The organism is Pseudomonas luteola NBRC 103146, assembly GCF_002091675.1.
In the GTDB taxonomy this organism is placed as follows: Bacteria; Pseudomonadota; Gammaproteobacteria; order Pseudomonadales; family Pseudomonadaceae; genus Chryseomonas; species Chryseomonas luteola.
In genome coordinates, this window is the sequence record NZ_BDAE01000001.1 from 399,193 (window position 1) to 419,969 (window position 20,777).

Here is a 20,777-nt window from a genome sequence, read left to right on the forward strand (position 1 = left end):
GAAATGAAGCGCAGAGATAACGACCATTGCGGAAATTGATGTTTCAGGGAAGGCGGTCGATGTGTGGCCAAGGTGTTTCAGCGCGCTAACACATCCTGCAACGAGCCGGCGTCCAATGTTGGCATAATGACGGTTCGATGACTGCTTTGATCGTTTCGCCTTCACTATGACCAAGCATTACTACGGCCTTGAATGGCTTCGTTTTCTGATGGCCCTTTACATGGTGGTCTACCACCTGGGCGGCCTGTACGGTGACGCACCGTGGCTTTTTCAAAAGCTCGTCGGCATGGGCTTTTACGCCACTAGCACTTTCTTCCTGTTGTCCGGCTTTCTGCTGGCACATGTCTGCCTGGATGATCAGGGCAAAATGAAGGGCAGCCAGGCCGGCTTTATCGCGCGGCGATTGTGCAATCTCTATCCCATCCACCTGATGACGTTGGCCATCGCGCTGGGTGTACTGGCAATGAATGCCCCCTCGGCAGACGGTGTGCCGGTGTATTACAACCAGCATCCCTACGCGTCGCTGGAGGATGGCGAGGGGCTGGAGGAATTGCTGCCCATCTCCTGGCTCATGGCAGGTGTTCATATCTTGATGCAGATCCTGCTGCTTCAGTCCTGGGAGCCGCGCTTTCTCTGGCTCAACGGTGCGACCTGGTCCATTTCTGCCCTGCTGTTCTTCTATATCCTGTTCCCCTTGCTTGCGCCACGCCTGATGGCGGCGCGGCGCTGGATACTGATAGGGTTCGCGTTATGGGGCGCCTATCTGCTGGTGCCCTTGCTGGCGACCTGGCTGCATGCCTATGACTATGTGACCGTAGGCGTTATCCATCGCAACCCGGTAATCCGCCTGCCAGAGTTTCTGATTGGCATCATTCTTTATCGCGCCTTGCAGGAGCCTTCCTTGGCCCAACTGGCAGAGCGCTACCGGTACTGTCTGATTGCCGTTGGCTTGAGTGACCTTTTCATCGGGGCATGGCTCTTGCAGCAGGACGGCCGCCGTTGGTTCTATCTGGTTCATAACGGTCTGCTGACGCCTTTTCAGGGCTTGCTACTGCTGGCGTGCGCTACCTTCCGCGCACCGGAAAGCGCCTCCCTGCAACAACTGGCCCGGCGGCTAGGTGAGGCATCGCTGTGTATCTTTGCTATCCACACACCCATGATCAGCCTGATCGACCCGTGGACGCGGCATCTGTTGGCCTTCTTTACCCAGGCGCAGGAAGCGGCCAGTGACGCGATCAGTGATGCCGTCAGCGATGTGTTGGGCGATGTGGTCACCATTCCCCTGTGGAGCCTTATCCCTCACCTGATCGTAGTTATTGGCCTGGGGCTGTTGATTCAACGTTTTCTGATCGGCCCCCTGCGCCGTTGGCTGGAGGCGCACCTGCCTCAGAAGTACAGGAAAGGTCGGGGCGCTTAGACGCACTCTGGATTAGCTATAAAAAACCGCCCTTAGAGGCGGTTTTTTATAGCGGCTATCGCGCGTCTGGCGGAGAGCCGGGCGGGCGCCGTCTTTGGGTGGCGGTGGCATATGCTCAGGCATGGCGGCGAGCCGGCTCTGGAAGTCCTTGCAGACGCCTTTGAGTGCCTTGCCGTCAGGCAGAGTAAGCATGACTGGCGCGCCGACAGGCTTACCTTCGCACACTTCAAACGCCGCAGGCGGCGGCATACGGTCATGCTGGCCGGGGGGAGGCGGCTCCTGATCGGCCAGCGCAACGCTGCCAAACAGGCCCAACGCCAGTGCAGCTGCAGAAAGAAGGGGTGCTTGTTTCATACCCGGTCCTTGTCGTGTTGTTGAGCTATCTAAGCACAGCCCTCCCGGCTGTCGTGCCGACTTTACCCAGGCCGTATAGCAGGCGAAATGGCCGAAAGCCTGTTGTAGAGCGGTTTGTACGCTTATTCAGAACAAAAGTAGCCACGTGAGGCAGATCGCTTCTGTATCAGCGCCTTTACATGGCTTTTACCTACTCGAAACCTTAAATGGCGAGGGCCTCTGCTAGCCTTTTCGCCTTTTCAGCCATGTGTATCCACGGATGGCTTTGCGCAAAATTCAGGCGGTACAAACAGGTATGTTGCAGCGGTATCTATGGAAGCTTATCCCCAAGGCGCAGCGAAACTTTCTGCTGGGTCGTCTTTCAGTGGTCGATCGGCAAGTGGTGAACAAGGTCATGTCCGGGAATGTGATTTTTCCCAGGCCGTTTGCCGATCAAAACTGCCTATTCATCCATGTACCCAAGTGCGCCGGAAGCAGCCTGTGCAAGGCCTTGTTCGATGACTGGCGACCGGGGCATCTGCCGCTATACTGGTATGAGCAGCAGTTTCCCGAGGCCTTCGAGCAGAGTTTCAAATTTACCTTTGTGCGCCATCCAGTGGAGCGAGCGTATTCGGCATTTGCCTTCTTAAAGGGAAATGAGCCCATCGCGCGTGATCTTTCCGCATGGCGGTTGATGTCGCGCTATGACAATTTCAATACGTTCGTCGCACAGTGGCTGCATGAGGACAACATCCGGCGGCAGATTCACTTCGCGCCGCAGACCGACTTTCTGACAGATTCCCTGGGGCGGCTGGCAATGGATTTCATTGGGCGCCAGGAGTCGCTTGAGGAAGACTTCGCTCGACTGACGGATATCTTGGACCTGTCGGCGACGCTGCCACATATCAATCCGTCGCGGCAGCGGGAGGCGGGGCCTGCGCATGCATTTTGTACGGCGCGCACACGGCGGCTGATTCGCCGGGTGTATGCACGTGATTTCGAATTATTAGGTTATGCGTGAGGACACCGATGGGAAGCTGTATCCGGCCTTATGATCTGACCCTGCCCGCCTCGGCGCGTGCACAGGCGTTGGGGCAAAAGCCTTATTGCCTGTGGCTGACCGGGCTTTCCGGTGCGGGCAAGTCTACCCTGGCGAACAGCCTTGATCTGGCACTGCACCAGCGCGGGCTGCATGCCTACGTGCTGGACGGCGATAACCTGCGCAATGGGCTATGCCGTGACCTGGGGATGTCGGCGGCGGAGCGGAGCGAAAATATCCGGCGAATAGCCGAGGTGGCGAAGCTGATGGTAGAGGCGGGATTGGTGGTGATCGTCTCGGCGATTTCACCGTTCCAGGCCGATCGTGATGCCGCGCGGGCCTTGTTCGAGCCGGGCCAGTTTCGTTGCGTGTACGTCAGCACATCATTTGAGGAGTGTGCACGGCGTGATCCCAAGGGGCTGTACCGCGCCGCGCGGGAGGGAAGAATCCACAATTTTACCGGGTTCGATAGTCCCTACGAGCCACCTTATGATGCTGATTGCGAAATCGACACAGCGCGCCTGTCTATTCCCGAGGCAATGCAGGCATTGATCGGATTGCTGACGCCGGAGGCCTGAGCTGAACGGGTAAGTAAGACAGCCGAAAGGGTTGAGCGGAGGATGCGTTTCCGAAGTACTTAGAGGTAAGCGGATGGGTAGGGGCACGCAATACCCATCCACTGTCCGCCCTGTTACTGACTTCTGTCGTTCCGGTAGCATGCCTGCTTTTTCCAGGCAGAGCGGACGATGGAACAGCGCGGGACGTTGAAGAGCTGGAATGACGAAAAGGGCTTTGGGTTCATCCGGCCGGAGCAGGGCGGGGATGAGGTGTTCGCTCATATTTCAGCGGTACGGGGTGATCGGCGGCCGGTAGCCGGTGAAAAGGTCCTGTATGTCGCGGGGCCTGACGGCAAAGGGCGTCTGCGGGCGGAGCATATTCGTCTGAATGCAGGCATGACGCTGGACAAACCGTCCATCCGTCAACGATCCACGCCTGCCAGAACGGCTTCCCGGTCTGCCCAGGCACCACATCCGCGTCAACAGCGCCATGACGGTATTCAGGACCTGCCGGTCAAGCTCGTCCTCTTTGCGGTACTTTGCGTGTTGCCTGTTTGGGGAAGTTTGCATGTTCTGTCTACACGATACAGCCTCTTCCCGCTGGCCCTGTATGGCAGCGCAAGCCTGGTGGCCTTCCTGTTCTATTGGCATGACAAGCAGAGCGCACTGAAGGCGCAGCGGCGTATCCCTGAGAAAACCCTGCACATGCTTAAGCTGGCCGGCGGTTGGCTGGGTGGTCTTGTGGCGCAACAGGTCTTTCGCCACAAGACCCGCAAGGTGAGCTATCAGGCTGTCTTCTGGATCATCGTGCTGCTGCATGAGGCGTTGTGGGCAGATGAGCTATTTTTCCACCGCTTGCATCTGTTTGACCGCGTGCCTCTGTTCTTTTAAACGAAATGAAACAGCCCGGCATAAAAGCCGGGCTGCAAGGACAGGCACAGTAAGCGATCAGCTCATGCCCAGCCAGTTAGGCAACGCCAGCGAGATCGCCGGGATGTAGGTGATGATCAGAAGGAAGCTGATCAGCAGCATCAGCCACGGCATGGCCGCGCGGATGACGTTGGCCAGCGGCATGCCTGTCACGGCGGATGTTACGAATAGGTTCAACCCGACCGGCGGCGTGATCAGGCCGATCTCCATGTTTACGACCATGATGATGCCCAGGTGGATCGGATCTATCCCCAACTGCATGGCGATGGGGAAGAGGATCGGCGCCAGGATCAGGATGATCGCCGACGGCTCCATGAACGCACCGGCAACCAGCAGCAGGATATTGACCACCAGCAGGAACTGCCAGGGTTGCAAACCCATTTCAACCACCCAGGCGGTAATCTGCTGAGGAATCTGTTCCGTGGTCAATACATGGGCGAACAACATGGCGTTGGCAATGATGAACATCAGCATGATGCTTAGCTTACCGGACTCCAGCAGCACCTTTGGGCAGTCGCGGAAGGTCATGTCCTTGTACACGAACAGGGCCACGAATCCGGCATAAACCGCGGCGACAGCTGCGGCTTCGGTCGGAGTGAACATGCCCGAATAGATCCCGCCGAGGATGATCACCATCAACAGCAAGCCCCAGATCGCCTTGCGTCCCGTGGTAAGAAGCTCACGCAGCGACGCACGAGGCAAGGCGGGCAGGTTCATCTTTCGGGCGACGATATAGATCGCCACCATCAACACCACGCCCAGCAGCAGACCGGGGATCACGCCGGCCATGAACAGTTTACCCACCGACTGCTCGGTAGCCGCCGCATAAACCACCATCACAATGGACGGTGGAATCAGAATGCCCAGGGTGCCCGCATTACAAACGATTCCCGCACCAAAAGCCTGTGGGTAGCCGGAGCGGACCATGCCGGCAATGGCAATGGAACCTACCGCCGCCACCGTGGCCGGAGATGAGCCGGACAGGGCCGCAAACAGCATGCACGCCAGTACGGCCGAGATGGCCAGACCGCCGCGGATGTGGCCTACGCAGGCGTTAGCGAAATCGATCAGCCGCTTTGCCACACCGCCCGTTGTCATGAACGCGCCAGACAGCAGGAAGAACGGAATTGCCAGCAGGGTGTAATGCTCGGACGTCTCGAACAGCTTGATCGCCAGTGAACGAACCGAGTCGGGGCTGAACAGCATGATGGTGACCGAGCCGGCCAGACCCAGCGACACGGCAATCGGAACGCCGATAAACATCAGTGCAAACAGCACGACGAAGAGAAAGATGACGGTCATGGTTTCTCTCCCTCATGCTCTTTGAGTTTCAAGGCATCGGCGGCCTCGTCGGCCAGCCCAAGGCCGGTCTGCTGGTTGCGTATGATCCTGACCAGAATTTCCAGGAAGCGAATGAATACCATGGCATAGCCGAACGGCACGATCAGGGTGATATGCCATTGTTTGATCCCGAAATGGCCCAGGTCTTCTGCGCCAATGCTGGCGCCTAGCAGAGTCTGGACCCAATCGAAGCTGGCAACGGCGATGAGGCCCGCATAACCCAGGCAGCACAGACAGGCGAGCAGGCCAATGATGCGCTGAACCGGCTTGCTGGCCAGCTTGACCAATGCGTCGACACCAATATGGCCTGCCGTGCGCACGCCATAGGCCAGACCGAAAAAGATCAGCCAGGCGAACAGGGCTTTGGTCAGGGCGCTGCTCCAGGTCATGGACTGCGCCATGTCGAGGATTTTGTCACCAATGGCCAGCACCGTTTCGTTGCCGCCCAGGTAGTCGCCCAGGGTATAGAAAGGCGTATAGAAGTTATTGAGGATTACGTAGGTGAAGGTCACAAGCGTCATGGCCGCCAGGAGAAAGGCAATGAAACCTTCCTCGAAGTGGTCCCAGATACGTCGTAGGGCGCTCATCGATTGATCTCCCGCCAAGCAGGGCAGACGTGGGATGGGCCAGCCGAGGGCCGCCCATCCGTCACTGCGCAGGCGGCACTGGGCTCGCCTGCGCTACAGGGGTGTGCTTAGATCTGGTTGGACGCGTCAGCGGCCTTGATCAAGTCAGCACCGATCTCGCCTTCGAACTTCTGCCAAACCGGCTTCATGGCATCGCGCCACTTGGCCCGCTCTTCAGGCGTCAGGGTGATGATCTCGGTGGTCTTGGCATCCAGAATGCGCTGCTTGTCGCCCTGGTTCAGGGCATCAGCCTGCTTGTTCACTTCAGCAGTGACTTCCACAATGATCTTGTCCAGCTCGCTGCGCACATCAGTAGGCAGACCATTCCAGAACTTGGTATTGGTGATCAGCATGTAGTCCAGAAGACCGTGGTTGGACTCGGTGATGTACTTTTGCACTTCATACATCTTCTGACTGTAGATGTTGGAGTAAGGGTTTTCAGCACCATTGACCACACCGGTCTGCAGGCCCTGATACACCTCGGCAAAGCTCATCTTGCGCGGGTTAGCGCGCACTGCCTTGAACTGCTCTTCAAGCACGGCAGACGCCTGGACACGGAACTTCAATCCACGGGCATCCTTGGGTTCGCGTAAAGGCTTGTTGGCAGACAGCTGCTTCAGCCCGTTATGCCAGTACCCCAGCCCGGTGATGTTCTTGTCTTCCATGGACTTGAGCAGGTTCTGCCCCGCGGGGCTCTGCTGGAAGCGGTCCACGGCGGCCATGTCATTGAACAGGAAGGGCAGGTCAAATACCTGTATCTGCTTAGTGTAATGCTCGAACTTGGCCAGTGACGGCGCAATGATCTGCACATCACCCAGCAACAGCGCTTCCATTTCCTTGCCGTCGCCGAACAGGGACGAGTTCGGATAGACCTCGACCTTTACCTTGCCGGGCAGCCGCTCTTCCGCCAGCTTCTTGAACAGAATGGCGCCTTGCCCTTTGGGTGTGTGCTCGGCTACGACATGGGAGAACTTGATTACGATGGGATCTGCAGCATTAGCCAATCCGGCAGCACCAAGCGCGAGTGCGCAGGCCAGAGCCTTGAGCGTCATCTTGAACATACCTGTATTCCTTTGTTGTGATTATTGGTGAGGCAGTGAGGGCAGCATGTATATCAGAATTCGTTAATCATTAACGACCTTAGACGGCACACCCAGAGTTCGCCTCTACAAATCATAGGGCAAGCAATATGCCGAGAAACGGTAGGGATCGCTGGTGTGCAATACCATGTCACAATGATTTCAAGACAGGCGCTCTAGAGCACCGCCTGGAAGTCTCTTGGGTACCATCGGTCTAGCCCTCTTAACGAGGCGGCAGAGCTTTTGCTAAGCGTTGGCGGTAATCCGCCACTAATGTCGCTGGTTGGCGGTTTTTCGCCACTACTGGACTGCCTAATTGCGACATATTTTGCTCAGTTGTGTCGTAATTGGCATTTTTTGCTAACTGTTTGAGTTGAAAACCGTACGTCGATTAAACGCAGCATTTGCGAATCAGCCCTTTTAAGGGCCGATCTTTATTTCCTAGGGGTATCGCACAGCATCAGGTGAGCGCATCGTTTTTACTGTCCGGCTGAACTGGCCTGCCTTGCGCGGGACTAAGCGTCCGGGCAGTAATTGACGAAAGCCGATGATCTCTGTGTTTCCCTGTTTTTTTCCGCTCGCTGCGCTGATCCGACGCGTACAGCTGTACCGTTCTTGCTACACAATGCTGCTGGTGGTTTCCCTGCTCTTCACGTTGGGCGGCTGCGGGCAGCTCAGCCATTCCGACATCATGAACAAGGATGATTCGGCTGATGCCGGCGAGTTCTTCCAGACCAATGTGGATCGTATGGCCACGCTGGCGATGCGTGACAACCTCAACAGCCTCTATCGACTGCTGGATAAGCTGTACCGCCGCAATCCGGCCGAGTGGCGCAAGACGGGTCAGCCAACGATCGAGGCGGCAGAAAAGCTCATCCAGACGGCTATCGAGCAGAACCGTGACCTGCCTTCGCTCAATGGCCTGAAGGATATCCAGGCGCTCAGCTATGCCTTGAGTCCCGAGTTTCAGGGCGACCGGGCCGGTGCGTTCATCTATGCCATTGGCACCATGCTGATCACTGCCCACGGCGGTCGGATGGAGTTCTATATCACCGATACGATCAGCGCCGAGTTTATCAACAATGCTGCCCGCAATATCGAAAAGGCAACCTGGATGCTGGGGCAACGCAAGGACTTGCAGGGTAAGCGTTTACTGCTGGCCAATCAGTTGTCCAAGGATGGACGCAACCTGAGCTTTGCGGTGGAGTTTGGCAAGATTGTGGCGCGGCTCGATCTTATCAGCGAGGTGCTGGACGAGCGTTATCGGCGCTTGGGGGTGAGCTACGCACAAAGCCTGCTATTCATGAACTTCCTGCCGGTTCAGTAATGCAGCGTGGCTGCCCTGTCTATTCACAGGGCACGCTAACCAAGGGCGGCAGGATCAGCGAGGTATCAGACCTTTCTCACGAATTCCGACTTGAGCTTCATCGCGCCAATGCCGTCGATCTTACAATCGATATCGTGATCGCCTTCAACCAGACGAATATTCTTGACCTTGGTGCCGACCTTCACGACCAGGGATGAGCCTTTCACTTTCAAATCCTTGATGACCGTAACGGTATCGCCGTCCTGCAGCGTATTGCCCACGGAATCTTTGATGACCTTGCCGCCCTCGGAGGCTTCCGCAGTTTCGGTGGCAGACCACTCGTGTCCGCACTCTGGGCAAACGAGCTGGGTGCCGTCTTCATAGGTGAATTCGGAGTTGCATTGAGGGCAGGGCGGCAATGTGCTCACTGGACTTCCTTGGTGGGCGATAAAAGCCTGACATTATATAGGGTTTTATTGGTTTTCGCTGGCGCGGTGGTCAGCACCTGTACACCATAATCGATTCATCGACTGGCGCGATCAGCCTTACACCAAAGAACACAATAATAAGTACGGCAACGCTATCCACATGTATGGTTCGCCGCTCCGAGGTCGGCAAGGCCATATCAGACAAGAGTGTGGGGGCGAGAAGGAAACTGTCTTTGACAGTCTCCTTCCAGAGCGGTCAGCTTATTTCATCAGCGCCCGGGTGCGCTCGGCCGCCTTGGTGAAGCCCTTAAGTGACAGCGGGCCATGGGCTTCACCACCGGTGGCGATAGTGGCCGTCACGTTGAGTGCCTTGCCCTTGCGCAGGGCCTTGAGCTGGTTGTTGTCAAAGTCCAGCGGGGCGATGCAGCCCACTGGCAGACAGGTATGGAAATCCACCGTTCGGGTGTCCTGGTCATCCACCTGCAGGCGCACGCCTTTGGTTACGGCAACGCCAAAGGGCAATACCATGAATCCGCCCAAGCCCTCTTTTCCAGGACGCAGCTCGATGGCCAGCATGCGCTGCCCATCCTTGTTGTTGATAACCTGAGACATGGCGCAAACCTTGCCTTCTTCAGGAACGTTCCGGCAGATCACCGACCAGTCACCGTAGGTCTCTGTCGCGGTAGGCTTGCCCTGTGCATCGCCAGGCGCGGTTTGTGCCTGTACCGTAGTGGACAGGCCGGCTCCCGTCAGCAGCATGGTCGAAAAGGCCAGCGCCGGGAGAAAGCCGTTCTGTTTCATGTTTCTTCCTTGCAGTTGTGAAGAGTAATGACGTACAGCATAGGTCATTTGACCCGATTGATGCTGCCCTTATGACGACCCAGGAAGATCAGAATGCCGTCACGGCAGGCTGATGGCGAGGCTACATAATGCCTCATGGCCTTTGGCCTCTTCCTTATCAGACGTGATTGCGAGACCTCCAATGCCGCTCTACCGTGAAGCGACACCCGACGACATCACTGACATTTCCAGACTGGGGCAGCTGCTCAATGACATGCACCACCAGGCCTGGCCGCAGATCTTTGCGTCGGCCGAAGACGTGCGACGTGACGAGACGAATTGGCGGCGCGCGATTGGGGCGGCGAATGCCACAACCTTTGTGGCGCAAGAGGGTAGTGAACTGATCGGATTCATCAGCGTTTACCTCATCAGTGAAACGCATTCCTTTTTCAATCCAATGCGTTATGCCCACGTAGGCTCGATCTGTGTGGACGAAACGCGGCGGGGAGAGGGCGTTGGCCGTACGTTGATGGTTCTAGCCGAGCAATGGGCCCAAGAGAAAGGTGCAGTGGATATGCGCCTCACCGTGTGGGCTTTCAATGAGGATGCGCAGCGGCTGTACGAGGAGCTGGGCTACGGGGTACGGTCGGTTTCGATGGGAAAGCAGCTGTCGCCACGTTAGGCAGCTATATTCTTTAAGATAATGCCTCTCTGCCCGAGACCGTTAATGAGCAGATAACTCAACCCGTTTCATCTAGCAAGGCCATGAAGGCCATCCCTTTGATGGATGATGAGTCTGCATTGAGTGAAGTGGAGCGCACCTTGAATCTGCACACGCTCCGGTAGTCTGGCATTTTGAAATCAGCCGAACCCTCCTGCGAGGCTCCTGTCAGCACTATAGATACCTTTCTGACAGGAGATGAACATGGCGAAGCTACCTCTCAAGCCTCTCAGCCAACAGGTGATAGTGATTACCGGGGCGTCCAGCGGCATTGGACTGGTCACAGCCCGCATGGCTGGGCGTGCCGGTGCCAAGGTCGTTGTGGCGGCGCGGAATGAAGAGGCGCTCCAGCAATTGTGCGCCGAGATTCAGCAGCAGGGCGGTCAGGCGGCCTATGTGGTGGCGGATGTTGGCAAGGAAGAGGATGTTTCCCGCATTGCTGAGCAGGCTATCGAGACGTTTGGCGATATCGATACCTGGGTCAATAACGCTGGCGTTTCCATTTTTGGCGATTGCCTGGAAGTGACTATCGAAGACATGAAGCGCATGTTCGACACTAATTTCTGGGGTGTCGTCTACGGTTCGCGTCTGGCGGCCAGTTATTTCATCAAGCGAGGCGGCCCGGGTGCGATCATCAATGTGGGCAGCTTTTTCGGTGATCGGGCAACGCCGGTCCAGTCGACCTACTCGACCAGCAAGCACGCCCTGCACGGTTGGACCGATGCCCTGCGCATGGAGCTGGAACACAAGCAGTACCCGATCTCGGTCACGCTGGTGCATCCGGCACGAATCGATACGCCCTATAACGAGCACGCCCGTAGCTATATGCCCAACCAGCCGGCACACCGGGGCATGATCTATCCCCCGGAGGCGGTGGCCGAGGCTATTTTGTTCGCTGCGGAAAATCCCAAACGGGATATGTTCGTGGGCAGCGAGGCCAAGGTTCTGGCGTGGCTATCGGCGCTGTCGCCACGGCTGACCGACAAGCTGATGAACAAGATCATGTACCACTCCCAGTATGCCGACCGCCCCTCTCGCAGCCGGGAAGACAATGCCTTGTACGAGCCGGGTTATGGGCTGCATGAGCGTGGGACGCACCAGGGCTGCTCGTATCGCTCGCGCAGCTATTACGTGAAAATGTCCAAACACCCGGTGGCGTCATCAGTGGCGATTGCAGGATTGGGACTAATGGCGCTGAGGCTGATGAGGCGCTCGTAAAACTTTCCGGCAGAGGTTCAAGGCTTCTGCCGGGTATTAAGCACCAACGCGATACCGCCCAGCACAGCCAGGGCGGTGAGCAACAGGCGTAACGTCAGGGCTTCGCCCAACAGCAGCGCGCCAGCCAGGGCCGTCAGTACCGGTACGCTGAGCTGTACCGTAGCGGCTTGCAATGAGCCCAGCCCTTGCAGGGCGGTATACCAGAGCGCATATCCCAGTCCCGAGGTAACGGCGCCTGACAGTATGGCGTAGAGCACTCCCATGAGATCCGAATGGCTATAGGCAATCGAGGCCAGGCTGATGAGCAGCGCCGGAACAGACGCCAGCAGGAAGTTGCCCGCCGTAGCGGCCAGCGGGCTGGTAACCCCTCGGCCCTTGAGGGAGTAGAGCCCCCAGGCTACGCCGGATGCCAGCATCAACAGTGCACCCGTCAACGAAGGCGCGGTCGCGCCGGGCAGGAGCAGGACGACCAGCCCACCCAGCGCAAGGAGCAGCCCTGCCGTCGCCCAACGGTTCAGCCGCTCGCCACGTAGCAGCCCGTGGCTGATCATGGTGACCTGCACTGCCCCAAAGAGCAGCAGTGCACCCGTACCTGCTTCCAGGTGCGTATAGGCAAAGGAAAAGGCCGCCGCGTAGATAAAGAGATAGATTGCCGAAGGCCAGTTGCCGGCCGGTTTGCCGTTCTGCTGGCGTAGTAGAAGCCACAGCACGACCGCGCCTGAAAAAATGCGCAGCGTTGTAAAACTGGTCGGGTCGATTTCAGCGTGCTTGAGCGCCAGACGGCAAAGCAGGGAGTTGCCCGCAAAGGCCAGCATGGCCAGCGCGGTGAAAGACAGTGTGCGTATTGTTATAGGCATGCGTGTTCTGCATCAGAAGACGTGCCCAGAGTGTAGGCTGAATTGGCAGGTGTGAAAGCGGATTGCGCGATTAAGGTTTGAGCAGTAGCGGAGCAGCCTGGGCTGCCCCGCCTCAGCATCAGGCCTGTGCCGCCTTCAGTGTCGCCATGTCGATGACGAAGCGGTATTTCACGTCGCCCTTGATCATGCGTTCGTAGGCGTCGTTGATGTTACGGATATCCAGCATCTCGATATCGCAGGTAATGCCGTGCTCAGCGCAGAAGTCCAGCACTTCCTGGGTTTCCGCCATTCCGCCAATGAGCGAGCCGGCAATGACGCGGCGCTTCATGACCAGGTTGCCGGCATGGAGAGCGGGCTCGACAGGTTCGATCAGGCCGACCAGGATATGCACACCGTCAAAGCGCAGGGTTTCGAGGTAGGGGTTCAGGTCATGCTGCACCGGAATGGTGTCGAGCAGGAAGTCGAAACGACCGGCTGCGGCTTTCATCTGAGCCTCGTCGGTAGAAACGATCACATGGTCTGCGCCCTGACGCTTGGCCTCGTCCACTTTGGATAGCGAGCGGGTAAACACAGTGACTTCCGCGCCCATGGCCTTGGCGAACTTGATGCCCATGTGGCCCAGGCCACCCATGCCCAGTACGCCTACTTTGTCGCCTGCCTTTACACCGTAGTGCTTGAGCGGCGAATAAGTGGTGATACCGGCGCACAAGATAGGTGCTGCGGAAGCCAGATCCAGCTTTTCAGGAATGCTCAAAACGAAGCGATCGCTGACCACGATGCTGTCGGAGTAGCCACCCATGGTGTTGCTGCCATCTACGCGATCCGGGGAGGCGTAGGTCATGGTAGGACCTTCCAGGCAATACTGCTCAAGATCCTTCTGGCATGCTTCGCAATGACGGCAGGAGTCGACCATACAGCCTACGCCAACCAGATCGCCCACCTTGTAGCGGCTGACATCAGTGCCCACAGCGGTCACCTTGCCTACGATTTCGTGGCCGGGCATCAGCGGATACACCGCAATTCCCCATTCGTTACGGGCCTGATGGATATCGGAGTGGCACACACCACAGTACAGGATCTCAATGGCTACATCGTCGTTGCGCGGAGCACGGCGTACAAAGGTGTGCGGGACAAGAGGGGTGGTAGGCGACAGGGCGGCATAGCCGAATGCTTTGGTCATATAGAGCCTCACAAGACAAAAGATAGCGCTTCGAATCTGGCGACTGCCTGGCATAGGCAACGCACATCACCGTTGGGCGATGGCAGGCGCCGCATCAGACTCATCGAAAAGGGGGGAGGCCTATTGTGAGGAATCGGCGAGGACAGGTCATGACGATTCCTCCTGAGCTTATGCCTATTTCTCCAGCATGTAGGTGTTATAGGCTCTTTACCTTTCTGTTTTTGCGATTATGGTAATGCCTGTTTCTCTTGCCGATGCCGTTTCCATGCAGCTGACCCGCCATCTCGATGCCAATGCCACCCTGGTTTCCCTGATCCAGCCACTTGCCACGCGCGAAGGGTTTTTGCCAACGCCTATGGAGCAGGTTCGAATCGTGACGGCGCGCAGCAATGTGTCGCGATCGCCTCAGATCTACGAGCCCAGCCTGATGGTGGTGGCGCAAGGCAGCAAGCTGGCCTATCTCGGCGAGCGAACCCTGGAATACGGTGCCGGCCATTACCTCGTCCAGGCGCTGCCCGTGCCGTTCGAGTGTGAGACGTTCGCAACACCTGAGGCCCCCTTACTGGGAGTGTCCATTGGCATTGACCGAAGCGTATTGGGCGAGCTGGTGCTGGCGATGGGACCGGAAGAGGTTCAGCCGGCCCGTGTGCAGACGCCAGAGTCCATGGTGTCTTCCCCACTCGACACCGCCATGCGGGAGGCGGTGGAGCGACTGCTGCGGTGCCTGCACGATCCGCTGGAATGCCGGATCTTGGGCGCGATGCGCCTGCGCGAGGTCTTGTTCGTGGCGTTGCGAGGGCCGCAGGGCGGGGCACTGAAGGCACTGGTCGAGCAGCGGGGGCAGTTTGCCCGGATCGCGGCCTCGTTGACGTATCTGCATCACCACTACGCCGAGCCGCTGAACGTCGATCAGCTGGCCCGCTGCGCCAACATGAGCACGTCGGCGTTTCATGAGCACTTCAAACGCAGCACCCTGGTGTCACCTGTGCAGTACTTGAAGCGGCTGCGGCTGATCAAGGCACAGCAACTGCTCGTGGCTCAGCGGTTCAATGTCGCACAGGTAGCGCTCCAGGTTGGCTACCAGAGTGCGTCCCAGTTCAGTCGCGAGTACAAACGTTACTTCGACCACAGTCCGGCGGCCGAGCGCCATGAGCATCCAGCTGCCGAGGCCGCCTCGTAAGGCGTGTCAGCTGACGGGGCGGCGAGCGGTAAACAGCGCCACCTTGCCTTCTACAGTGATATCCACCTGCTCAAAATGAGCGCTTAAAGCGCTTTTCAATCCTGGCATGTCGTCGTGACGGTTGGAAAAGATGCCCTTGCGGTTATAGACATTCATCAGTGTGCGTCCGAACCCGTTATGCCCGGCTCGGTCGCCCAGGATGGTTGCTCCAAACAAGACGCCCTCAGACTTCAGATGTGGCTTCAGGTTGGCAAAAACGTGCGCCTTGTCAGTCAGGGTGCCTGGAAGGCAATGCAACAGATAGAAAAGTGAGATGGAATCGAACTGAGCGGGCACAGGCCAGGGCTGCATGACGTCATGCCGCACGGTTCGTGTCGACACGCGGCTCACCCTGCGCTTGGCAGCAGCAAGGCTGCTGGTATTGAGGTCCATCAGCGTGATATCAGCGGTGTCTGGCAGATCTGCCTTTGCCAGATAAAAACCGGTCCCCACGCCAACGTCCAGATGCTGCGTACCGACATGACGCTTGAAGAACGGTAATAGAACATCCCGTGTACCGCATTGCCAGGCAAAGCGGTTGGAAATTCCCAGCACCCAGACGTCATACAGGGCCAGGGTCAAGGGAGAATAGACTGCAGCGCCAGACTCTGTATCGATGTTCATCGGTACGGCTCGCCTTGAAGAAGAGCCTGATCCTAGCCACGGTCTGGCAGAACGACAACTCCAGCTATTCGGCAGCGGAACCTGGTTCCGTTTCGTTTGTGGCGAGGCCGGTCTGGTCTTGACCGAACCTTTCCCGACAAACCCTCTGGTGGGGCCATCTATTACCTACCAGGTGCCGGCCCCTGTCGATTCAGGCAGCGTCAACTCGCCCTTGTCCTTGAACCGTACCGTTCCCAAAAGGCCCCCTGCCAGCTTGCCGTGGATGGTATAGGGCACGCTTTTGGTAGGAGTATGCTCGGCAAAGCCCCAGAACTGGCGTACGGCCGAGAAAGCCGAGACGGTAACCGGAACGGTCAATACCGTCTCGCCATACCGGGGTACGCTGCCGCTCTGGCTGCTGACACCGCTGGCCAGCGGCTGGCCGTTGATGTCCATGTCCAGCGCCAGGCCGTTGTAGTCGATGGCTGTATCGTTTGGGTTCTGCACACGCAGCTTCACATTGAAGCGCATTTCCAACCCTTGTCCTGGCAGCGGCTCGATGCCTGCCACGGCAATTCGCAACGGATCCCGCTGGCCCAGGGTGCTACAGGCTGCAAGACCCAGTAGAAACAAGGCGCCGATCAACAGGCGAGCGCAAGTGCGGTAGGCAGATAACAACATGAAAAGGCTCCGGTCGGCGATACATCACGATACAGGTGGGACCGGTCATTGGTCGCTTCTACTCCTCGTCCACGGGACGATATCGCAAAAGCGTGAACCAGCAAGCCTCGAGCCTTTGTGCAGACTCGAGGTGCGCCGGGCTAAAGGGCAGCCGGTAAAGCGTTCTGACGCGCACGAAGGTTTTGCGCCACGCAGGCACCGATTACGAGTATCACCAGAGCGGCGCCCAGGATGGCGGAGGAGCCGACCGTACCCAAATCCAGACCACCCTTGTCATGCGCCTTGGTCAGGAAGTCGCCCAGCGTGGCGCCAAACGGACGGGTGAGAATAAACGCCATCCAGAACAGCAGAATGGTCGAGAGGCGTGTGAAAAAGTGGGCCAGTACGATCACACCGATAATGCTGCCAATCAGCAGCGCTCCCCCCGCAAAACCCAGGCCCGAGTCGTCGGCCAGGTAATCACCCAGGGCGGTACCCAGCGTGTTGGAGAGCAGAATCGTAACCCAGTAGAACAGCTCGGCTTTGAAGGTATGGATCCTGTCGACCGAGAACGATGTACCGCTCAGGCGCCACAGCACGAAAATTGCGATTAGGATCATGATCAGCACGGCCGAACCGGTGGCGTAGCCCAGCTCCAGGGTTCGATCCATAAAGTCGGACATGGTTGTACCCGCCGTGCTGGTCGACAGGATCACCGCCCAGTACAGCGGGGGGATGTAGCGTTTGACTGATAGCTGGGCAACCAGGGTGACCAGAAACGCACTGATCAGAATCAGGGAACTCAAGGCATAGCCTATATCCAGGGTCATTGACAGCAGGTCACCGGCCGTCTCGCCTAATGTCGTGGCGCAGATTTTCATGACCCAGAATGCAAGGGTAATCTGTGGAAGTTTGTTCATTGTTGTTCCCTGCTCAAGGGCTTGATGGGGGAGAGAAAGCTGAGCGCATGGATGGCACTTCAGTGGCCCTAAGGTGCAGGGGAGCAGGTCAAAAATCGGTCAAAAGCACATCAACGATTTGTGTAACAGAATATTTCGATGTCAACTCAGTCGTATTCTGCCGGTTCATGCTCGCCGAGCAGACGTCGCTGTCGGGGCGTACAGGCATCCAGCACCGCCGGATTGAACTGCCAGACGAGGTAAGGTGAGAACTTCTGAGCCACCATGCGCCGGCCATAATGAATTTGGAGAAGATAGCGGGTCCGGTCACGGGTGCGGTTGCGGCTGCCGGCATGCCACAGCTCGCTACGCAGAAACAGCACGTCGCCCGGCTGGCAGAGCACCGGCTGCGCCTCCCGGCCTTGCCAGTTTGTCTCGCCTTCCAGTGGTTTACGACCTGCACGGTGGCTGCCTGGAATGACCAGCGTCGGGCACAGGTCCTCGGTGATCTCATCCAGATAGACCTGGGCGGTACAGATCTGCATGGGCAGTTCAAATGTCGGGTCTGCCAGCAGGGACCGGGGCAGTGTCATCGCCAGGTAATCCACGTGCAGGTCTGCGCCGATAAAGCCAGGATGGCAGCGCCAGGCTGTCTGCCCAATGATATGGCAATCTTCGCCTAGGGACGCTTCGGCCAGTTCGATCACGCCGGGTAGATCCAGGTAAGGCAGCCATACGGGATCGCGATTGAAAACGCATTTGTAATGGTCAACGAGACCGGTGTAGTCCCAGTGGATGGCCTCCAGCTGATCAATGGCCGCGCGGACTTCGTCGACCAGAGCGGGACTCAGCACACCATGCAGCAAGACGAAACCCTGTTCGTGCATGGCCTGCAGGCGATGATCAGTAGCCGTATGGGCAGGAAGCGGATTCATGGCGATGTTTCATGGACGGTGCTTCATTAGAACCTGCTACGTGGCTCGGGTTGCACCTGAAGGCAATGCTTCATGGTGTCGCAGGCCTGCTGAATAAGTCATATATGCGACATTTTTGTGACTGATTCCTCGCTAGAGCCAGGGAAACGTCGTTTATAGAGTTGAAAAGCCGTCCAAGTATCGCTGATATGGCAGGGTTACTTAGCCTTGCGCTAAATCATTTCAGCAAGTGACAGGCACTATTATGACAATAACGAAACAGTCTTCTTCGGATGGAACCTCCCTTTCCCCGGCGCTTAAACCGCGCCACGTCACCATGCTTTCCATTGCCGGTGTTATCGGTGCCGGGCTCTTTGTGGGCTCAGGTCATGCCATTGCCGCGGCAGGGCCTGCCGTGCTGCTGGCCTATGCCCTGGCTGGAACCCTTGTGGTGCTGGTGATGCGAATGCTCGGTGAAATGGCCGTGGCCTCGCCAGATACCGGCTCCTTTTCGTCCTATGCCCATCAGGCCATCGGACGCTGGGCCGGCTTTACCATCGGCTGGTTGTACTGGTGGTTCTGGGTATTGGTGATTCCGCTCGAAGCGGTGGCGGCTGCGGCCATCCTCAATGCCTGGTTTCCGGCAATTGCCACCTGGCAGTTCGCGCTGGCGATTACAGCCTTTCTGACGGTGACCAACCTCTTCAGCGTCGCCAAGTATGGTGAGTTTGAATTCTGGTTCGCGCTGCTCAAGGTACTCGCGATCATCGCATTCATCGTACTGGGTGCAGTGGCCATGGTCGGGGCACTGCCAGGGCGCGAAGTCAGCGGCCTGGGTACGCTGATGGCTACCCATGGCGGCTTCATGCCCAACGGCTTCAATGCCGTCATCGGGGCACTGCTGACAACCATGTTCAGCTTCATGGGCACCGAGATCGTAACCATTGCTGCGGCCGAGTCGAAAAACCCTTCCAAACAGATCGGCAAGGCGACCAACTCGGTCATCTGGCGTATCGGTCTGTTCTATATCGTCTCGATCTTCCTGGTCATCTCCATCGTGCCCTGGCAGGACCCACAGCTTCCGGTGGTAGGCTCCTACCAGCGTGCGCTGGAATTTCTGTCTATTCCCCACGCCAAGCTGATCGTTGATCTGGTGGTGTTGGTCGCGGTGGCGAGCTGCCTGAACTCGGCGCTTTATACGGCATCGCGCATGCTGTTCTCCCTGAGCCGCCGGGGTGATGCACCGGCGGCCTTTGGCCGGACGGCTGCCGGCGGCGTGCCGCGTGCCGCCGTTTTGGCGAGCACTGCTGTGGGCTTTGCAACGACGATCGCCAACTTCACCATGCCGGAGGCCGTGTTCAGCTTCCTGTTGGCAACCTCTGGTGCAGTGGCCCTGCTGGTTTATCTGGTGATTGCCGTGTCGCAGCTGCGCATGCGTCGCAAGCTGAACGCAAGTGGTCAGCCCATCGAGTGCCGCATGTGGTTGTTCCCTTGGCTGACCTGGCTGGTGATCGGCTTCATCATCATGGCGCTGGGTATCATGCTAATGACAGAAGCGCACCGCATGGAAATCCTGGCCACCGGCCTACTGGCCTTGGTTGTGGTCGCCATCGGTTCCTGGCTAGGCGCCAGGGATCGTAGCAACGCTACCCTGATGACGGCCTCGCAAAGCCGTTGATCCTCCAGGACCGGTAACGAGGGCTCGTTACCGGTCTTCCCTTCCTGGTTTCTTCATTAATAGCTACTCCCTTTTTGTAACGCCGGCACGTTTGATTTACACCGTGCGCGACTGCCTGATCTGTTCTGTTGCTCTCGGCATAGTGGCAAGTCCTGTCAGAAAGAGCTACGCACCGTTTCAGGGCTTTTTTCTGAGACGAAGCGGCAAAAAGGTAGACATTTCTGCGGCGCTTGGGTAAAAAAGGATTATCTCTCGGCGCCAAACGCGCCATGCTGTTATGAAAACGCAGGTCTTGTTTCCATCGGTAACGCAAAAATGCCCATTTATGGTGCGTTACGTTACAGATTGACCCAATTTGGACCGTAACAGTTTCCATTTTTTCGCTTCTGCTCCTGCACAATTCTTCCTGACTGTTTATGGCGGTAACACTTCCGCGGCACGACAATGTGCGCATCTTAAATAGTTAGCTACCTGTCATAAGCAGGAAGGAAAGCATCATGGAACACACCCTACGTTCCAACTCATTCACCGCTTCAAACGCTTCTAAATCCGATACTTCGCTGGTGCTGCGCGTTCTGACAACGCTGTCGGTCTGGCATCGTCGTATCGTCAGCCGCAACGAGCTGGCCCGCCTGGATGCCCGTATGCTGGCCGACGCCGGTATCACTGAAGCCCAGCGTTACGAAGAACTGCACAAGCCGTTCTGGCGTTAAGTGTTACGGTTACGCACACCGTAACCGGCAAGACCTGTCGGGAGCCGTCATCGATAGCGGCTCCCATGACACCCCTCCCGCGTTTTTCTTCTCTTTCCTCTCTTTAACCGGCCCCTTGCCTTGCCGGATTTTCCTGTGCGTGCGTTTTTCAGCACCGTGCCCGGGCTTCTATTGAATTGCCGGAACCTTGCCTGAGGCTTAAAGTCAGTCGCCTATAACCAGAACAACCCCTGCGCAGCAGACCTTGATGGACGACTCGCGGGTAAATCGCCACGTCGA

Annotated in this window: 22 protein-coding genes; 10 read left to right on the forward strand and 12 right to left on the reverse strand. The window is 57.6% G+C overall.

What is annotated here, in order from left to right; translation table 11 throughout:
- Positions 1-166 precede the first annotated feature (166 nt).
- Entirely contained in the window at positions 167-1,417 is a 1,251-nt protein-coding gene (locus tag PLU01S_RS01930) for an acyltransferase family protein (RefSeq protein WP_074821454.1), read from the forward strand.
- Between the two features lie 12 nt (positions 1,418-1,429).
- Here the strand turns inward: PLU01S_RS01930 and PLU01S_RS01935 are convergent, their stop codons facing one another.
- Entirely contained in the window at positions 1,430-1,771 is a 342-nt protein-coding gene (locus PLU01S_RS01935) for a hypothetical protein (RefSeq protein ID WP_074821457.1), read from the reverse strand.
- A gap of 295 nt (positions 1,772-2,066) precedes the next feature.
- On the opposite strand from PLU01S_RS01935, the gene PLU01S_RS01940 reads away from it, so the two are divergent.
- The 3 genes from PLU01S_RS01940 (at position 2,067) to PLU01S_RS01950 (ending at position 4,237) form a co-directional block, all read left to right on the forward strand.
- Positions 2,067-2,771 carry a sulfotransferase family 2 domain-containing protein gene (locus PLU01S_RS01940; protein WP_074821735.1) on the forward strand — a complete coding sequence of 235 codons (705 nt, stop codon included), beginning with the start codon at positions 2,067-2,069 and terminating at the stop codon, positions 2,769-2,771.
- 8 nt (positions 2,772-2,779) lie between these two features.
- The gene (gene cysC / locus PLU01S_RS01945) at positions 2,780-3,367 is read left to right on the forward strand and encodes an adenylyl-sulfate kinase (protein WP_074821460.1); all 588 of its coding nucleotides are present in this window, start codon (positions 2,780-2,782) and stop codon (positions 3,365-3,367) included.
- Between the two features lie 168 nt (positions 3,368-3,535).
- Positions 3,536-4,237: a DUF1294 domain-containing protein gene (locus PLU01S_RS01950; protein ID WP_074821463.1), complete on the forward strand. Its 702-nt coding sequence runs from the start codon at positions 3,536-3,538 to the stop codon at positions 4,235-4,237.
- A gap of 57 nt (positions 4,238-4,294) precedes the next feature.
- Here the strand turns inward: PLU01S_RS01950 and dctM are convergent, their stop codons facing one another.
- The 3 genes from dctM to dctP all read right to left on the reverse strand — a co-directional run bounded on the left by dctM (position 4,295) and on the right by dctP (position 7,304).
- On the reverse strand, positions 4,295-5,578 hold the full coding sequence (gene dctM / locus PLU01S_RS01955) for a C4-dicarboxylate TRAP transporter large permease protein DctM (protein ID WP_010796641.1): 1,284 nt from the start codon (positions 5,576-5,578) through the stop codon (positions 4,295-4,297).
- Positions 5,575-6,204: a TRAP transporter small permease gene (locus tag PLU01S_RS01960; RefSeq protein WP_074821466.1), complete on the reverse strand. Its 630-nt coding sequence runs from the start codon at positions 6,202-6,204 to the stop codon at positions 5,575-5,577. The genes dctM and PLU01S_RS01960 overlap by 4 nt, the downstream gene beginning before the upstream one ends.
- Positions 6,205-6,311: 107 nt before the next feature.
- Complete coding sequence (gene dctP / locus PLU01S_RS01965) at positions 6,312-7,304, reverse strand: C4-dicarboxylate TRAP substrate-binding protein DctP (protein WP_074821469.1); 993 nt, start codon at positions 7,302-7,304, stop codon at positions 6,312-6,314.
- A 565-nt stretch (positions 7,305-7,869) separates the two neighbouring features.
- On the opposite strand from dctP, the gene PLU01S_RS01970 reads away from it, so the two are divergent.
- Positions 7,870-8,649, forward strand: a complete 780-nt coding sequence (locus PLU01S_RS01970; RefSeq protein ID WP_139208664.1) for a hypothetical protein — start codon at positions 7,870-7,872, stop codon at positions 8,647-8,649.
- Positions 8,650-8,714: 65 nt separating this feature from the next.
- On the opposite strand, the gene PLU01S_RS01975 is transcribed toward PLU01S_RS01970, so the two are convergent.
- Positions 8,715-9,056: a zinc ribbon domain-containing protein YjdM gene (locus PLU01S_RS01975; protein ID WP_010796645.1), complete on the reverse strand. Its 342-nt coding sequence runs from the start codon at positions 9,054-9,056 to the stop codon at positions 8,715-8,717.
- Positions 9,057-9,317: 261 nt separating this feature from the next.
- Positions 9,318-9,857, reverse strand: coding sequence for an invasion associated locus B family protein (locus PLU01S_RS01980; protein ID WP_074821471.1), 540 nt, complete (start codon positions 9,855-9,857; stop codon positions 9,318-9,320).
- Positions 9,858-10,038: 181 nt separating this feature from the next.
- Between PLU01S_RS01980 and PLU01S_RS01985 the strand changes: the two genes are divergently transcribed.
- Together PLU01S_RS01985 and PLU01S_RS01990 are read left to right on the forward strand one after the other, a co-directional pair.
- Positions 10,039-10,518, forward strand: coding sequence for a GNAT family N-acetyltransferase (locus PLU01S_RS01985; RefSeq protein WP_074821474.1), 480 nt, complete (start codon positions 10,039-10,041; stop codon positions 10,516-10,518).
- A gap of 243 nt (positions 10,519-10,761) precedes the next feature.
- On the forward strand, positions 10,762-11,775 hold the full coding sequence (locus PLU01S_RS01990; protein WP_197873001.1) for an SDR family oxidoreductase: 1,014 nt from the start codon (positions 10,762-10,764) through the stop codon (positions 11,773-11,775).
- A 17-nt stretch (positions 11,776-11,792) separates the two neighbouring features.
- Here PLU01S_RS01990 and PLU01S_RS01995 read toward each other — a convergent pair whose 3' ends face one another.
- Both PLU01S_RS01995 and PLU01S_RS02000 read right to left on the reverse strand, forming a co-directional pair.
- The gene (locus tag PLU01S_RS01995; protein WP_074821741.1) at positions 11,793-12,626 is read right to left on the reverse strand and encodes a DMT family transporter; all 834 of its coding nucleotides are present in this window, start codon (positions 12,624-12,626) and stop codon (positions 11,793-11,795) included.
- 124 nt (positions 12,627-12,750) lie between these two features.
- The gene (locus PLU01S_RS02000) at positions 12,751-13,812 is read right to left on the reverse strand and encodes an NAD(P)-dependent alcohol dehydrogenase (RefSeq protein WP_074821481.1); all 1,062 of its coding nucleotides are present in this window, start codon (positions 13,810-13,812) and stop codon (positions 12,751-12,753) included.
- A gap of 265 nt (positions 13,813-14,077) precedes the next feature.
- On the opposite strand from PLU01S_RS02000, the gene PLU01S_RS02005 reads away from it, so the two are divergent.
- The gene (locus PLU01S_RS02005; protein WP_074821744.1) at positions 14,078-14,992 is read left to right on the forward strand and encodes an AraC family transcriptional regulator; all 915 of its coding nucleotides are present in this window, start codon (positions 14,078-14,080) and stop codon (positions 14,990-14,992) included.
- A 6-nt stretch (positions 14,993-14,998) separates the two neighbouring features.
- On the opposite strand, the gene PLU01S_RS02010 is transcribed toward PLU01S_RS02005, so the two are convergent.
- The 4 genes from PLU01S_RS02010 to PLU01S_RS02025 all read right to left on the reverse strand — a co-directional run bounded on the left by PLU01S_RS02010 (position 14,999) and on the right by PLU01S_RS02025 (position 18,128).
- Positions 14,999-15,655: a class I SAM-dependent methyltransferase gene (locus PLU01S_RS02010; RefSeq protein ID WP_074821484.1), complete on the reverse strand. Its 657-nt coding sequence runs from the start codon at positions 15,653-15,655 to the stop codon at positions 14,999-15,001.
- A gap of 165 nt (positions 15,656-15,820) precedes the next feature.
- Positions 15,821-16,315, reverse strand: a complete 495-nt coding sequence (locus PLU01S_RS02015) for an LEA/WHy family protein (protein WP_010796655.1) — start codon at positions 16,313-16,315, stop codon at positions 15,821-15,823.
- A 140-nt stretch (positions 16,316-16,455) separates the two neighbouring features.
- Complete coding sequence (locus PLU01S_RS02020) at positions 16,456-17,214, reverse strand: COG4705 family protein (RefSeq protein WP_074821488.1); 759 nt, start codon at positions 17,212-17,214, stop codon at positions 16,456-16,458.
- 146 nt (positions 17,215-17,360) lie between these two features.
- Positions 17,361-18,128, reverse strand: coding sequence for a phytanoyl-CoA dioxygenase family protein (locus PLU01S_RS02025; protein ID WP_074821491.1), 768 nt, complete (start codon positions 18,126-18,128; stop codon positions 17,361-17,363).
- A gap of 244 nt (positions 18,129-18,372) precedes the next feature.
- On the opposite strand from PLU01S_RS02025, the gene gabP reads away from it, so the two are divergent.
- Positions 18,373-19,785 (forward strand): GABA permease, encoded by a 1,413-nt coding sequence (gabP, locus tag PLU01S_RS02030; RefSeq protein WP_010796658.1) that lies wholly within the window; start codon positions 18,373-18,375, stop codon positions 19,783-19,785.
- A gap of 497 nt (positions 19,786-20,282) precedes the next feature.
- Complete coding sequence (locus tag PLU01S_RS02035) at positions 20,283-20,498, forward strand: DUF1127 domain-containing protein (protein ID WP_074821494.1); 216 nt, start codon at positions 20,283-20,285, stop codon at positions 20,496-20,498.
- Positions 20,499-20,777: the final 279 nt, after the last annotated feature.

Bases quoted from the DNA above. Each gene is read 5' to 3' on its own strand.
- PLU01S_RS01930 (WP_074821454.1), top strand. From the start codon at position 167: ATGACCAAGCATTACTACGGCCTTGAATGGCTTCGTTTTCTGATGGCC.
- PLU01S_RS01935 (WP_074821457.1), bottom strand. From the start codon at position 1,771: ATGAAACAAGCACCCCTTCTTTCTGCAGCTGCACTGGCGTTGGGCCTG.
- PLU01S_RS01940 (WP_074821735.1), top strand. From the start codon at position 2,067: ATGTTGCAGCGGTATCTATGGAAGCTTATCCCCAAGGCGCAGCGAAAC.
- cysC (WP_074821460.1), top strand. From the start codon at position 2,780: ATGGGAAGCTGTATCCGGCCTTATGATCTGACCCTGCCCGCCTCGGCG.
- PLU01S_RS01950 (WP_074821463.1), top strand. From the start codon at position 3,536: ATGGAACAGCGCGGGACGTTGAAGAGCTGGAATGACGAAAAGGGCTTT.
- dctM (WP_010796641.1), bottom strand. From the start codon at position 5,578: ATGACCGTCATCTTTCTCTTCGTCGTGCTGTTTGCACTGATGTTTATC.
- PLU01S_RS01960 (WP_074821466.1), bottom strand. From the start codon at position 6,204: ATGAGCGCCCTACGACGTATCTGGGACCACTTCGAGGAAGGTTTCATT.
- dctP (WP_074821469.1), bottom strand. From the start codon at position 7,304: ATGTTCAAGATGACGCTCAAGGCTCTGGCCTGCGCACTCGCGCTTGGT.
- PLU01S_RS01970 (WP_139208664.1), top strand. From the start codon at position 7,870: ATGATCTCTGTGTTTCCCTGTTTTTTTCCGCTCGCTGCGCTGATCCGA.
- PLU01S_RS01980 (WP_074821471.1), bottom strand. From the start codon at position 9,857: ATGAAACAGAACGGCTTTCTCCCGGCGCTGGCCTTTTCGACCATGCTG.
- PLU01S_RS01985 (WP_074821474.1), top strand. From the start codon at position 10,039: ATGCCGCTCTACCGTGAAGCGACACCCGACGACATCACTGACATTTCC.
- PLU01S_RS01990 (WP_197873001.1), top strand. From the start codon at position 10,762: ATGGCGAAGCTACCTCTCAAGCCTCTCAGCCAACAGGTGATAGTGATT.
- PLU01S_RS02000 (WP_074821481.1), bottom strand. From the start codon at position 13,812: ATGACCAAAGCATTCGGCTATGCCGCCCTGTCGCCTACCACCCCTCTT.
- PLU01S_RS02005 (WP_074821744.1), top strand. From the start codon at position 14,078: ATGCAGCTGACCCGCCATCTCGATGCCAATGCCACCCTGGTTTCCCTG.
- PLU01S_RS02010 (WP_074821484.1), bottom strand. From the start codon at position 15,655: ATGAACATCGATACAGAGTCTGGCGCTGCAGTCTATTCTCCCTTGACC.
- PLU01S_RS02015 (WP_010796655.1), bottom strand. From the start codon at position 16,315: ATGTTGTTATCTGCCTACCGCACTTGCGCTCGCCTGTTGATCGGCGCC.
- PLU01S_RS02020 (WP_074821488.1), bottom strand. From the start codon at position 17,214: ATGAACAAACTTCCACAGATTACCCTTGCATTCTGGGTCATGAAAATC.
- PLU01S_RS02025 (WP_074821491.1), bottom strand. From the start codon at position 18,128: ATGAATCCGCTTCCTGCCCATACGGCTACTGATCATCGCCTGCAGGCC.
- gabP (WP_010796658.1), top strand. From the start codon at position 18,373: ATGACAATAACGAAACAGTCTTCTTCGGATGGAACCTCCCTTTCCCCG.
- PLU01S_RS02035 (WP_074821494.1), top strand. From the start codon at position 20,283: ATGGAACACACCCTACGTTCCAACTCATTCACCGCTTCAAACGCTTCT.